We start from the raw sequence: 13,391 nt of genomic DNA, 5'->3' as shown, positions 1-13,391 counted from the left end.
TCACCCTTTGCCTTCGTCCGACCCCCACCTTCAGCGCAGACCAGGAGAGGAACCCCTATGCCCCGCCCGTTCACCCTGTTCACCGGCCAGTGGGCCGATCTGACCCTCGAGGAGGTGGCACGGTATGCCTCGGGGTGGGGGTATGACGGGCTCGAGATCGCTGTGTCCGGGGAGCACCTGGACGCGTGGCGGTGGGACGACGAGGCGTACATTGCCGAACGGCTCGGGATCCTGGAGCGCCACGGGCTGAAGCTGTTCGCGATCTCGAACCATCTCAAGGGCCAGGCGGTGTGCGATGACCCGATCGACTTCCGCCATCAGGCGATCGTGGGCTCGCGGGTGTGGGGCGACGGCGAGCCCGAGGGGGTGCGCGAGCGGGCGGCGGAGGAGCTGAAGAACACCGCGCGCTTGGCCAAGGCGCTCGGGGTGAAGACCGTGGTCGGGTTCACCGGGTCCTCGATCTGGCAGTATGTGGCGATGTTCCCGCCGGTTCCGGCTGAGGTGATCGAGGCCGGGTACCGGGACTTCGCGGACCGGTGGAACCCGATCTTGGACGTGTTCGACGAGTGCGGGGTCCGCTTCGCCCATGAGGTGCACCCCTCGGAGATCGCCTACGACTACTGGTCCACCAGACGCGCCCTCGACGCGGTGGGGAACCGGGCCGCGTTCGGGCTGAACTGGGACCCGTCGCACATGATGTGGCAGGGGCTGGACCCGGTGGCGTTCATCACGGACTTCGCCGATCGGATCTACCACGTGGACTGCAAGGACACCCGGATGCGGATGGGCAACGGCCGGGCCGGGATCCTCTCCTCGCACCTGCCGTGGGGCGACCCGCGCCGGGGCTGGGACTTCGTCTCGGCCGGCCGCGGGGACGTGCCGTGGGAGGACTGCTTCCGCGCCCTGACCGCGATCGGCTACGACGGGCCGATCTCCGTCGAGTGGGAAGACGCCGGCATGGACCGCCTCCAGGGCGCCCCCGAGGCCCTCGCCGCGCTCAAGAAGTTCGACTTCGCCCCCAGCACCGCCTCCTTCGACGCCGCCTTCAGCAACCAAGTCTGACCGAGTCCGGGACACGCGTTCCGAGTGCCAGCCGAGGCCGGCTTCCGAGCGCGCTGGTCTCCGGGATGAATTCACCCGAGGAGTGTTCATCGAATGACTGAAACAAATCAAGCCGACCATTCCACCGATTACGACAAAGCGTGGGACGCAGGCAGCAAGATCGTCGACAAATGCCGGCGGGAAGGACTTCCCATAACTATCGGCATCTGGTTGGGCGACCAGCGCGTATTTCACGCAGCACTCGCCGGATCCAGCGCCGACAATGACAGCTGGGTCGAACGCAAGGCCAACACCGTCAGACGGTTCCGCTGCTCGTCAAAGGAGGTCCAGGAGCGCTTCGGTGACATGGGAGTCGACTTCTTCACCCTCTTCGGACTTTCAGCCCAGGAGTACACGCCTGCAGCGGGAGGCGTTCCTATCGTCTCTGGCAGCTCAATGATCGGCGTGGTCGCTGTGTCCGGTCTCGAGGGCACTGGCGATCATTATCTTGCGTCGTTGACATTGGACCTCCTGCGGCTAGACGAATGAGCCCGAGGCTGGCCCATCATGACGTTCCGCATGCGCAATTTCAGCACCCGAAAGTCCGGAACCTGCGCTTGGAACCGTGGCACTCTCAGAATGGCGATCGTCCGGAACTGGCTCCAGGCGGAGAAAACAAGAGGATTCAACAATGACCGATAAACTCCCGATGCCTTTGCCGCTCAAGCTTGGGGAGCTCGTCGAATGGGAAGGCGGCGGTCACGCTGCTCGCAACCGGACTCCTCGTCCCGGCTGCCCGGGTGGGACGCTTCAAGTGCATTGATCCGAGGCTCGCATGGTTTGATCGAGGTCGCACGCAGCCTGCACCGTATTGAGGAGCACACTCTGCGCGGCTCGGACGACACGGTCGAGAAGTTCGACCATAGCCACGAGGGCAATGGGTATGTGTCGGAGAACGAAGAAGTCGTGCAAAACATTCTCGTCGATCGCTCAGAGAGCACCTTGGCGCCGCTCACGTCGACGCTTGCTCTTTGTCGCGTCACGGACCGAGTGCGCTAGTTCGCCTCGTCGCATATGACTGCATGACCGGGCCGAGTCACGCGAACTGTGCAGAGGTGCGATCGAGCTGCGGTTGTAAAACGAAATCAAATAAACGAGGGCACATTCGTATATTGAATATCCAAATCTCGCTATAGCAGAGATTTTGTAAAGGAGTCGACGATGACTGAAGTATGTTCCCCATATGCGGCTCTGCGAGGCGGTCCCACTCTACGCTGGGGTATTGCCGCCCCTGGATTCATCGCCCGGGACTTCACCTCCACGGTCTTGAGGAACACCAATCAGGAGGTCGTCGCGGTTGGCTCGCGGTCCTCCGATCGCGCCGAAAGCTTTGCGCGGGAATTCGGAATCCCCAGCCACTTCGGCGAGTACGACGCCCTTTTTGAGAGCGACGCCGACGTCATTTATGTCGCCAGTGTCAACTCGCAACACGCGGATCTTGCGCTCCGGGCTATCGCCGCTGGAAAGCATGTCTTGATCGAGAAGCCTCTTGGCACCAACCCTTCTCAGGTTCGTGCCGTTCGAGACGCCGCTCGAGACGCCGGGGTCCTGGCAATGGAGGCGATGTGGCCCCGGTACCTGCCTACGTACGTCGAGCTGCAGCGTCAACTTGATTTGGGGCTAATTGGAGATGTGAGGCTGGCCGGCGTCGATGTCGGGTGGCGTTCAGAGCCCAATGACGGAACCCAGATCTGGGATGCCGACGGGGGTGTGATCCTCGACCGTGGGGTATATGGATACTGGTTCGCCTGTTTCGCAGTCGGATGGCCCACCCAAATGGCGGTAATAGGCACAGAACTGGGTGGCGTGGACGCTCAGGTGGTGACGGCTCTTCGGTCTTCCGAGGGCCGCATGGCATCCGTATCCCTCACTCTTGAAGGCTTGACCAGTGGGCACGCCGAAATCACCGGCGACCGCGGAAGTTTCGAGATCCAGGGCCACGCCGTGTTCGCCGAAGGATTCAACCTGGTCACAGGCGAAAGGCGGCGCGAATGGCGAGACCCCGCACAGCTGCGCGGACGAGAAGGCTTGGCCTGGCAGGCAGCTGCCTTCGCTCGTTTTGTCGACGAAGGCCTGCTTGATTCGCCGCTGCACTCGCTGGGCAGCTCTCTCCGTTTGGCTCAGATCATGAGTGCCGCTCGGGATCTCGTGAAAGCCGGCGGGGGAATTTCTCCAATCGACTTCGACGCTGCGTGAGCCGTCGTCGCCGATAGGAGGGAGGAGGAGTTAGCGCATGCTTGAACAGGACCGCACGCTCAAGGATCGCAACGAGAGCACAGACGGCAGCAAGACCGTGCTCCCCCTTCACCGGTGCGAGCGGCATCCGGGTCGTGAGGAACGGCAAGACCGTTCTGAGGTTCGAACCGCCGAGTGGGTTGACCGGACGCCCCAAACTTCTATGACGGACTTCACTATCAGGCCAACCCTTTGGCGAGGTGGTCAGTGGGGAATGTTCGGAATCCCCTCCTTACACACTGGATGAGACCCTTTCGGTGCTTGAGGTGATTGACGAGGCCAGGGCGCAGATGGCCGGGGCGCCTGTTGTGAACCGTCCGGATGAAGAGTCGTCTCGCTGGCTCCATCGCTGTAGCAACTGGCGAAGCTCTTGAGGTTCGGTGGGCGTGTAAGAGCGAGATCAACGGGCCGAAGGCTTGCCCTCCCGATTGCCTCCACAGCCTATCCCCTAATGCATCGTGTTGGCGCCGAGGGCGTCACTCACAGCTTTGCCGATCTGCCTTCTGCCGGCCGCGCAGCTTGCGCCGAGGACGGCGTTGCGGGAGCGTAAGAACCGTGAGCAGTGGGGGAGGTTCGATAGTCGTGGGCTTGATCGGTGCCGACTAGTCGGAGATCGTGGCGAAGATCGGCGGGAATGAAGTCTCGATCGAACGTGAGAATCTCGTTCAGGCGGTTCAGGCGGTTCAGGCGAGTGGAGCTGTCGAAGAGAACGTTGTCGAAGCGGTCTCTGAGGTTAAGGAGTCGCACGGCGTGTCGGACGAAGTTCCGGACAAGCTGGTTGATCGACTCGAGGAGGCCGGCCTCGAGGCCTTGCTGGCCTGTGACGAGGCGGCCATGGCTCTGGAATCGGACATTGAGTCGTCGGGACCAAGACTCAAAGCCATTGCCCACCCGAGCCAAATTGGATTCATGATCTTGAACGTGGCCGACCGTTACATGTCCGGGTACCGCATCAGGGTGATGTCCCATCCGGCCACATCTACGAAACGGTGGCGCACGGAGGCGTGTCCGACGGAAGAGGTGCCTCGAAGCGCAAGTCGCGATTCAGTCTCTGAGCAGCTCCCGCGAGGGGCGGTTTGCTGGCTGGGACGCTCGAGGCTCTCTCCTTCTTGTTGTTCCCCGATCTGGTGACGGAAACCCGCGAGCAGCGGGCATGGGAAAGAATGGCCCCGCGCGCCCGTTGAACGGTCGCGGGGCCACCCTAAATGGTCTACGCGGTCACGGCTGGTTCAGGATTCCGCGCATGACGATGCTCTTGATCTGGGTCAGCTCCTCGAGCGTGTAGAGGAATCCCTCGCGCCCGATTCCACTCTTCTTGTACCCGCCGAACGCACTTCCGTCGGGACGGTAGCAGTTGCCGCCATTGATGGACACCATGCCGGTTTCCATCCGGGAGGCAACGTTGAACGCCTTGTGGAAATCCTTCGAGAAGACGGCCCCTCCGAGTCCGAACGACGAATCGTTGGCGATCTCGACCGCCTCGTCCACACCATTGAACGGGATGACTGAGAAGACCGGTCCGAAGATCTCATCATCCTTGGCGATGCCGACCTCTCGCGTGATCTCGAGGATGGTCGGCTCGATGAAGGCTCCGTTCCGCTTGCCGCCGAGGCGGATCTTCGCTCCCTCTGAGACGGCGTGCTGAATCTGGTTCTCGACGTCCTTCGCCGCCCCCTCGTTGATGAGTGGCCCAATCTCGGTGGAAGGATCAGTCGGATCGCCAGCCTTCTTGCCCTTGACCTGCTCGGTCAGGCGCTCCAAGAAGTCTTCATAGCGCGACTCTTCCACGAGAATGCGCTTCGTGGCGACGCAAACCTGGCCGTTGCCGTACAGGCGCCCAATCGCGGCGTGCTGCACAGCGAGATCGAGGTCGGCGTCGTCGCAAACGATGAACGCATCGTTGCCGTTGAGCTCGAGGAAGGTGCGCACTACGTTGCGTGCAGTATTCTCAGCAATCCGCTCGCCAACCTTGGTGCTGCCAGTGAAGCTGAGGCCATTGATCAGCGGGCTCCTGGACAGGTACTCCCCGGCCACTGCACCTGAGCCGGTGATGATCTGGAGGACGTTGCCGGGCACGCCGGCCTCGAGCAGCAGGTCGGTCATCCGGACACAGGTCAGCGAGTCGTCCCGGGGAGGCTTGACGATGACTGCATTTCCGGCTGCGAGGGCCGCGCCGACCTTCTGTGCGTAGAGCTCGGCCGGGAAATTGAAGGCGAGGATGGCAGCGATGACGCCCAGCGGCTCCCGGCGTGTGACGAGCAGATCGCCCTCCAGCCCTGGCTGGATGTCCAACGGGATCGACTGACCGAAGACTCGCTTCGATTCCTCAGCGAAGCCCTCGAAGATGCGTGCCGTCGTCTCGAGTTCGTTCCGGGAATGAGCGAGCACTTTGCCGCTCTCGCCCGCGAGCAGGACCGCCAGCTCGTCGATATTGGCACGCAGGGCCTCGACGAATTTCGTCAGGATCGCCGAGCGCCTGTGAGCGGGCGTCGCAGCCCAGACCTTCGCTCCCTCCCGAGCGTGCTCCAGAGCCTCCTGGATGTCCTCGGGCGTCGCTGAAGGGATCGTGTCGATCACTTCGTTCGTGGCGACGTTGCGCGTTTCGGAGAAGGCGCCGTCCCGGGCGTCCCGCTTCTCACCATTGATGATCATCTTCATTTTGAAAAGCCTCTCGGATTCCTAGCTAGTGCGGTCTCGGATTCGGTCACCAGCGATCGAGGACGCTCACGCCGCTGCCCTTGAATTGGCCCATTGAAGCGATGATTTGGCCCGCTTCGTCGAGCCCGACGTGGCTGGTAATCATCGCGCCCGGGTTCAGGATCCCTCGCTCGACCATCCGCATCATGTCCGGGTAGCGGTGAGCGGGCATGTTCGCGGATCCCACGATGGACAGTTCCTGGAGGACGATGCTGTCGATCGGAAGTGGAATCATACCCTTCTCTTCCTTCGAGGTCAGGCCGACCTGCAGCAGCCGTCCCCGCTTGCGAAGGCTATTGACCGCAGCCTGACATGTGATGGAGATGCCGAGCGCGTCGACGGCGACGTGGGCCCCACCTTCGGTCAGATCGCGAACAGCAGCAACAGGGTCCTCATTGCGTCCGTTGATCGTAGCCACGGCGCCAAGGGACTTGGCGAGGGCAAGCGAATCCTCGTTGATGTCTACCGCGATGACGTTGGCGCCCATGGCCGAGGCAATGTGGATAGCAGAGAGGCCCAAGCCTCCGCAGCCGTGCACCGACATCCATTCGCCGGGCTTCACCTGAACCTGGTCCACAACGCCGTGGAAAGCGGTCATGAACCTGCAACCGAGCCCGGCTGCTGAACCGAAGTCCACATTGTCAGGGAGGCGCACCAGATTGCGGTCGGCGTCCGGAACCGCGACGTAGCGGCCATAGCCGCCCCAGTAGTTCGTGCCTGCGAACGACACGTTCTCGCAGATGTTGTTGTGCCCGGAAAGACAGTATTCACAGTGGCCACAACCGTGGGCGTGCGGAACGACGACACGGTCGCCAGCCTGGTAGCGCGTTACCTCGCTGCCAACCTCCTCGACCACGCCGGCGAACTCATGTCCCATCACGTGCGGGAGTTCGAGCTTCAGGCCCAGCCAGTCCCAGTCACCCATCCAGAGATGCCAGTCGCTGCGGCAGATCCCATTTGCCTCGACCCGCAGAAGCACCCCCCTGGGCGTCAGCTCAGGCTCGGGGACGTCCAAAACTTCCAGGTCCTTGCCAAACTCCGTGAGGACCAGTGCTTTCATCTTTTTCTCCCGCAGATCTTCGTTGACCGAATCAAGCGAACGATCGCTTGTTCTTGCCGCTTCAGTGTTGCCCAGATCTCACTTGCTGTCAATCAGTCTTTGCTCAGACAGCGACCTATCCGCCAGATGCGCCGAGGGACCGCGTGCAGACAGGCGCTGGGCGTTCGCAACCCCTTGCCGACATCGCCAAGTTGGACCCCTGACAGGCAAGGCCGGCGTCTGGTTCGTCGTCCGCGCTGCGGCCCGCGACGGCCTCAGCGCTTCGCGTGTGCAGTGACCTCCGCGGCAGAGAGACTTCCATGCGTGATCTCATCGGCGGGTCACGGCAACGACTTGAAGATCAGCGAATTGACCAGCCCCCATCGGCGACGAGTACTGAGCCGTGCATAAATCGGGCTTCCTCGCTTGCAAGGAAGACGGCGATGCTGGCGAGTTCTTCGGGCTCGGCGTAGCGGCCAGCCGGTGTGGCGCGCAAGACTCTTACAACTTCGAGGTCTTCGTTGTCGATGATTCCTTCCGTCATGCTCGTCGCGACGGCACCTGGCGCGACTGCATTCACCCGTATCCCTCGTCCTCCATAGTCGGAGGCCAGCTGTTTGGTGAGGCCCACTACGCCATGCTTGGAGCTGGTGTAGGCGGGGCCTCCAGCCCCCGCCACTATCGCTGCAACCGAAGCCATGTTGACGATGGCCCCTTCTCCAACCTGCAACATTGAAGGCAGAAGAGCCTTGGTTACAAGGAACATCCCCTTGAGGTTCACACCAACAGTGCGATCCCAAATCTCCTCGGACGTCTCCAGGATCGATGCCGAATAGTCGGTGACGCCCGCATTGTTTACGAGAACGCGTACAGCACCTCCAAGCATCTCGAGAGTCTGGACGGCTGCTTTCGCCACGGAGGCATGGTCGGACACGTCCACGACCACCCCTTTGATTGTCGTTGAAGTGTCGCTCAGAAGGTCGAGGGCATTGGCGACGGATTTTAGACTCACGTCCCAGAGAACAACTTCGGCACCTTCGCTGAGGAATCGCTGAGCGATGGCGAACCCTATGCCAGAGGCGCCACCTGTAACCACGACGCCGAACCCAGCGAAGCGCCCGGCCGACACCGCGAGGGAAGGGGGAACCTTCATGAAAGAGACTCCTTGCGACCAGGGGTGAGCGGCCTTCTGTCAGCCGCAGAGATGACTCTTGGCGGCGCTGGGCGGTCCCTCATGGGCCACCCCAGACCGTCGATGGTCTCGGCGGCGGATCCCGTCAGCGTCGTCTCGTTGGTGGAATTGGTGAAGTCGGGCATGGGAGATCGCTCTCTCCTCGGAATTGGAGGGGGCCTCCCCTCGAAGTAGGGCCCCGATGAACAAGGCATTAGCATATAAATGGACGATCGTTCGTACATTACGATAGATGTGACCACGCTCTCATGCAAGTGAAACAGGGGAGCAATCTGGCTCGGTAGGGGGAAGATCGAACAAGCGTTCGCTCGCGACACTCATTGACATTAGACCCCGTGGAGGCGTCATTTGTCTTTGGCATACAGCCCTCATCGAGGCTGCTGGGCCTCGACTCAATGCCGTGTGCAGTTGCAGGAAATGGGGCGACCGACTCATTTCCGCTAGGTCCCCACGACACTGGAGGACCGGCCGCTATGGAGCGGACTGACCTGGCTTCTGGCTTCGCCATCATGACGTGCACCAGTTGCGAGCCGGCTGCCCGAGCGCCGCAACTGTGCAGTTTCCGAGCGCCGCCGACATCGTCCCCGGTCGACAGCATCGCCCTCGCGACGAGAAGGCGGGACGTCATAGATCGAACCGACTGTCGGTCCCCAATCGGTAAGCCGAGGAAATGGGCAACGCTTATGGACCGCTCCCGGGTGGTCCTTTCGAGAAACCCAGCCAGTTTCGCGAAGAGCAGTAGCGGGCTCGCGCCGATGCCTGCGCGTGGGTGTGCTGCCGCGTGAGAGAGCTACTCGTTACGAAAACCCGGGAGCGTGCGGTCGACGCGCACATTTTCGCGAGCTCGCGGTGCGGCCCGCCGAGGGGAGCCCCAGGGCGCGATCGAACCACACGCCGGGAAGGCTCAGGAACCCGCTGGCCGGTTCACCCCTACGGTTCAGATCCGTCTAGTCGACACTAGTGCCGACTAGTTCTTCATCCTGCGCTCGCCACAGCCGCAGACTCGGTCCATTCCTGGTGTCGCTCCACCCGCTCGTCGGCGTCGACGACCCGGAGCTCCCGGAGAGCGAGCTTCGTGTAGTCGCGCACAATCTCGTCGAGCGATTTCCGGCCACCGGGGCGGTACCAGCCTGCGATGTGCGTTGCTTGGGCCACGAAGCTGTAGACGTGAATGCGCGGGTCGATAATGGCCGCCAGTCCAGCCCTGCCGGCATCCTCGACGAGGTCGCGAAGAAAGGTCTCGTATTCGCGCCGCTTGTCCACGACCGTCTGGTGGGCATCCGGGGAGAGTGAGCGGAGCTCTGTATTCCCGATGAACACGATCTGAGCCCGTTCGGCGTGGAATCGCAGGTGGGCCCTCAGGGCTGCCTGAAGCCTGTCGACCGCGTCACCGTTCGCCTCAGCCAACGCCTGTCGGGCGCGTTCGAGGAGGTCGTCGATGATTCCACCCATGATCTGCAGCAGGAGATCCTCTTTGCTGTCGATATGGTTGTAGAGGCTGCCGACCTTGAGGCCGACCGCCGCGGCGACGTCGCGAAGCGAGGTAGCGTTGTAGCCGCGCTCAAAGAAGAGCTTGGCGGCCTCCTCGCGGATGGCCACAGCTGTTTTGCGTTCCGTTGTCGCCGGCATCAGTCCTCCTAGTTGCGCAGTCTTACCATACTATGCTCCCGAGCGTTTGTTCGCCATTGACTCACGGTTTTTCATGCTGCGATTGCGGTGGCCGAGCAGATCGTCCAGCCAGGAAGGTTGTGCAAGGACGCAGCTTGCGGGCCGTCCCCTCTTCTCGAACGAGCGCTTGCTAGTCTATGCTTGAGTATGCGTTTTCTGTCCGGAAAGGCGGAGACGTCCAACGCCTTGGAAACTCTGGAAACACCGTGGGCTGAAGACCTTTGAGTCCCGAGTGTGAACTCCTCCGCCGCTGCATTCCCACATCGAAAGGAAGGCCTCCCTTGCGCAGCCTAAATGTCCTCGTCACAGGCGCAGGCGGAGGCATGTGCCAAGGCATCAACCTCAGACTCGCCGAGCCCGGTCACACCATCATCTGCGTCGACCTCGATGCCGAACGAAGCGAAGCAGCCGCGGGGGCTGTTCGTTCCGCTGGAGGCAAAGCGTACGCATTCGCCGTCGACGTCACGGAGCCCGACCGGATCAAACGGCTCCACCGTGACATCCACGAGAAGGTCGGCGGGGTCCAGGCCATCGTAAATGCCGTCGGCGTTCTGGACCGAAAGATGCTCCTGGACCTCGACGTCAAGTCGTTTGCCCGGGTGCTCAACATCAATTTGACTGGCCCGTTCGCCGTGATCCGCGAATTCGCCCAGGACCTGCTCGACGAAGACTGGGGCAGGATCGTGAACATCTCGTCCATCGCGGGGACCACCGGGTACCCGTACCCGAGCTACGCGGCGTCGAAGGCAGGCCTGTCGAACCTCACCCGCTCCCTTCTGGTGGACTTCTGGGGCACCGGGATCACCGTCAACTCCGTTTGCCCCGGCGTTGTCGACACCCAAATGGTCATTCAGGAGGTGCGCGACCAGGTTCCTGACAAGGTCCCAACGGCGCGGATCGTTACGCCCGAGGAGATCGGAGCGCTCATCGCTTTCCTCCTCACGGACGAGGCCCGAAGCATCAACGGCGCCGATCTGCTCATCGATGGCGGCGCGACCAGCGTCTTCCGTCTCTTCGATCCCCGGCAGGCCTGATGTCTGTAGAGATCACCGGAACTGCTCAGCGGCAGGCCTGGGCCGACAAGGTGTTCCCGCCCGTCGAAAGGCTCGATCGAGGTCTCTGGTCCATCCCGATCGCCTTTCCGGGCAATCCCATGCGTTACACCCTCTGCTACGCCTTGATCTCCGACGAGGACTGCCTGGTCATCGATCCGGGATTCGACACCCGCCAGGGGTTCGAGCAGCTCGCTGCAGGGCTCGCGGCCGCCGGGGTCACGCCCACTGAGGTCACCTCAATACTCGCGACCCACTTCCACACAGATCATCTAGGGATGGCCCGCCGGCTGGCGGATGTGTCCGGCGCCCCGATCGGCCTCGGCGCCGCTGAGCAAAGGTACATCTCTGACTACCGCGACGCAGAGGGGGAGGTCGCGCTGGACCGTGCCCGCATGTGTCTTTGGGGAGTTCCGGCGGACCGGGTGGCTGAGGGGGCCATGACCGTCGACGCTCTCGAGCATCTGCGTCGCCTTCCGGACGCGGACTACCGGGTTGGCGCCGGCGATGACGTTCCTTTCGGCGGGTCGACCGTTCGGACCATCGAAACCCCAGGGCACACACCGGGACACATCTGCTTGGAGCTACTAGAACGTCTGATGCTGATCAGCGGCGACCATCTACTTCCACGAATCTCCCCTAATGTCTCGCTCGAGATGCGCGGTGATCCGGATCCACTCGGAAGCTATATTCGTTCCTTACAGTTCATCGAATTGAACGACCATTACGAGGTCCTCCCTGCCCACGAGTACAGGTTCCGGGCACCGGCAACACGCGCCCGACAGTTACTCGCAGGCATAGACGAACGTTCTGCCCAGATTGTCGAAGCCGTCTCCGGCGAGGCGGAACCGACCGTATTCAACGTGGCACGGAAGATCTACTGGTCACGCGGCTTCGAGTCGCTGCAAGGGCTCCAGTTCAGGCTCGCACTCAGCGAGACCGCCGCTCACCTTCAACACCTCAGAGCCAAGGGCCTCGTGCAGGGGGTAGAGGGCCTGCCGGCGCTCGCCCCGCTCGGGTCTAGGGCTTCAGCTCCTGGGTGAGCACCTCGTACTCCTCCACCGAGAGGACATCCATGTGCTGCTCGGCCGTCGTCTCGACACGGATCGCATCGGTCGCCTCCCTGCTGGCATCGAGGGCCTGCCGGTCCTCCCACAGGGTTAGTGAAATTGACTTGCCGCCGTCGTTGATCAGGTAGTAGAGCCCGCGGCAGCCGGTCAGTGCAAGAACGCGATTAACCGTCTCCTGGGATGGCTGTCCATTGCTTACCGGCCCGTGCCTATAGGTGCTGACTCGGATAAACATCCTACTTCTCCTCATTCCCAACGTGGCAGATAGCAGCCAGTCTGCTGCTACTCCTCAAGTAGGTCGCGCGGGGCCGCCGATCACAAGAAGCTCCGCACCGGAATTGAGCGCACTGCTGACGCACTGGGTCGACTGGAGCGCTCCATTCGAAAGACCCGGCTTAATCCATTGATTCGGGTGGTGACACCCCCTCTTCCCGACAGAAGCAATATCCTCGGCCTCCCGCATCCCCTGTTCAGGTTCGCCCGCGATGGGGCATGATTCCCTGCCTGATGCTGACGGGGGAGAGGTGGAAATCGGTCATCTCCCGGTTGTGCCGCGGGCTGGTCGCGTCCCAATTCGCGAGATTCGCACAGACGAATCGGGGCCTTGAATTCGAAAAGGTGGTGTGCTCCGCGGGGTCGAGGAGCCGCTCTCTGGGGCAGCCCACCGATATGCTGCCCGAGTTCTTCGTGGACCGCCAGCGCGGGGACTTCGGTGACGCGATCGCCCTCGGCCATCACCGAGCCGCGGCCTCCCGAGGTGGGGATGCAGGGGCACGAGAAGGCGCTCGCAATGAAGAGGGCGACGGCGGCCGGGTCGAGAGCGGCAAGGCTGCGGAGACGAAGCCCGCCCCGCCTCGCTCTCGTTGACTACGATCACGGTACGCACGAGCGCGCGGCGGGTGAGAGCCGGTGATACCGTGACGCGAGGTTCAGGGTGACTGTTTCGCCGCGCCGACGGCCAGCCGTCAGTCCAAATCAATCGTGTTCCGTGAGAGCTCGCATTGGACGATCAGCACATCGGCCGGGGTCATCCGGTCGATGTGCTGCTCGACGAAGTCCGTTGCTCGGGCTCGACGCTCATCAGGATGAGCGCGTCCACCCGCCGCTCGGCAAGGCTCTTGAGCTGATCCCGTTCACGTTGGAGGTCGAATCGGTGGTCGCGATGGGGAGCTGATAGCCAGCGTCGAACGTCCGCATTTGCGTTCCTTGGTGGTTTCAGGGAATACGGTAGGGCGATACCCGGCAGCACCAGGCCGAGCGAATTCGTCTTGCCGGCGCCCAGGAATCTGGTCACGCCATCGCGCGGATAGCCGAGCTGCTCCATCACCGCCTCGATC

General features: G+C 62.4%; 13 protein-coding genes. 7 read left to right on the top strand and 6 right to left on the bottom strand.

Annotated elements, in window-relative coordinates:
* Window positions 1–57: 57 nt before the first annotated feature.
* The 5 genes from ACLN58_RS00265 to ACLN58_RS00245 all read left to right on the top strand — a co-directional run bounded on the left by ACLN58_RS00265 (window position 58) and on the right by ACLN58_RS00245 (window position 4,467).
* Window positions 58–1,062 carry a sugar phosphate isomerase/epimerase family protein gene (locus ACLN58_RS00265; protein WP_415853264.1) on the top strand — a complete coding sequence of 335 codons (1,005 nt, stop codon included), beginning with the start codon at window positions 58–60 and terminating at the stop codon, window positions 1,060–1,062.
* Between the two features lie 93 nt (window positions 1,063–1,155).
* The gene (locus ACLN58_RS00260; protein ID WP_415853263.1) at window positions 1,156–1,590 is read left to right on the top strand and encodes a heme-binding protein; all 435 of its coding nucleotides are present in this window, start codon (window positions 1,156–1,158) and stop codon (window positions 1,588–1,590) included.
* 291 nt (window positions 1,591–1,881) lie between these two features.
* Window positions 1,882–2,100: a hypothetical protein gene (locus ACLN58_RS00255; protein WP_415853262.1), complete on the top strand. Its 219-nt coding sequence runs from the start codon at window positions 1,882–1,884 to the stop codon at window positions 2,098–2,100.
* Window positions 2,101–2,262: 162 nt separating this feature from the next.
* On the top strand, window positions 2,263–3,297 hold the full coding sequence (locus ACLN58_RS00250) for a Gfo/Idh/MocA family protein (RefSeq protein ID WP_415853261.1): 1,035 nt from the start codon (window positions 2,263–2,265) through the stop codon (window positions 3,295–3,297).
* A gap of 654 nt (window positions 3,298–3,951) precedes the next feature.
* On the top strand, window positions 3,952–4,467 hold the full coding sequence (locus tag ACLN58_RS00245; protein ID WP_415853260.1) for a hypothetical protein: 516 nt from the start codon (window positions 3,952–3,954) through the stop codon (window positions 4,465–4,467).
* An 87-nt stretch (window positions 4,468–4,554) separates the two neighbouring features.
* Here ACLN58_RS00245 and ACLN58_RS00240 read toward each other — a convergent pair whose 3' ends face one another.
* The 4 genes from ACLN58_RS00240 to ACLN58_RS00225 form a co-directional block, all read right to left on the bottom strand.
* Complete coding sequence (locus ACLN58_RS00240) at window positions 4,555–5,994, bottom strand: aldehyde dehydrogenase family protein (RefSeq protein WP_415853259.1); 1,440 nt, start codon at window positions 5,992–5,994, stop codon at window positions 4,555–4,557.
* A 46-nt stretch (window positions 5,995–6,040) separates the two neighbouring features.
* Window positions 6,041–7,093, bottom strand: coding sequence for a zinc-dependent alcohol dehydrogenase family protein (locus ACLN58_RS00235; protein WP_415853258.1), 1,053 nt, complete (start codon window positions 7,091–7,093; stop codon window positions 6,041–6,043).
* A 340-nt stretch (window positions 7,094–7,433) separates the two neighbouring features.
* Window positions 7,434–8,225 (bottom strand): SDR family NAD(P)-dependent oxidoreductase, encoded by a 792-nt coding sequence (locus tag ACLN58_RS00230; protein WP_415853257.1) that lies wholly within the window; start codon window positions 8,223–8,225, stop codon window positions 7,434–7,436.
* A 1,014-nt stretch (window positions 8,226–9,239) separates the two neighbouring features.
* Complete coding sequence (locus ACLN58_RS00225) at window positions 9,240–9,893, bottom strand: TetR/AcrR family transcriptional regulator (protein ID WP_415853256.1); 654 nt, start codon at window positions 9,891–9,893, stop codon at window positions 9,240–9,242.
* Between the two features lie 260 nt (window positions 9,894–10,153).
* Between ACLN58_RS00225 and ACLN58_RS00220 the strand changes: the two genes are divergently transcribed.
* The gene (locus ACLN58_RS00220; protein ID WP_415853255.1) at window positions 10,154–10,966 is read left to right on the top strand and encodes an SDR family NAD(P)-dependent oxidoreductase; all 813 of its coding nucleotides are present in this window, start codon (window positions 10,154–10,156) and stop codon (window positions 10,964–10,966) included.
* Window positions 10,966–12,027: an MBL fold metallo-hydrolase gene (locus tag ACLN58_RS00215; protein WP_415853254.1), complete on the top strand. Its 1,062-nt coding sequence runs from the start codon at window positions 10,966–10,968 to the stop codon at window positions 12,025–12,027. Before ACLN58_RS00220 ends, ACLN58_RS00215 begins: the two co-directional genes overlap by 1 nt.
* Here the strand turns inward: ACLN58_RS00215 and ACLN58_RS00210 are convergent.
* Window positions 12,005–12,289 carry a hypothetical protein gene (locus ACLN58_RS00210; protein WP_415853253.1) on the bottom strand — a complete coding sequence of 95 codons (285 nt, stop codon included), beginning with the start codon at window positions 12,287–12,289 and terminating at the stop codon, window positions 12,005–12,007. The genes ACLN58_RS00215 and ACLN58_RS00210 overlap by 23 nt on opposite strands.
* A gap of 792 nt (window positions 12,290–13,081) precedes the next feature.
* A complete protein-coding gene (locus ACLN58_RS00205; protein WP_415853252.1) occupies window positions 13,082–13,381 on the bottom strand; it encodes a hypothetical protein in 300 nt (99 codons plus the stop codon).
* Window positions 13,382–13,391 lie beyond the last annotated feature (10 nt).

Origin of the sequence: Sinomonas sp. G460-2, assembly GCF_047759905.1 — a bacterium.
Lineage (GTDB): Bacteria > Actinomycetota > Actinomycetes > Actinomycetales > Micrococcaceae > Sinomonas.
The sequence above is the reverse complement of the archived record's forward strand: the minus strand, read 5'-3'. Positions and strand labels throughout refer to the sequence as shown.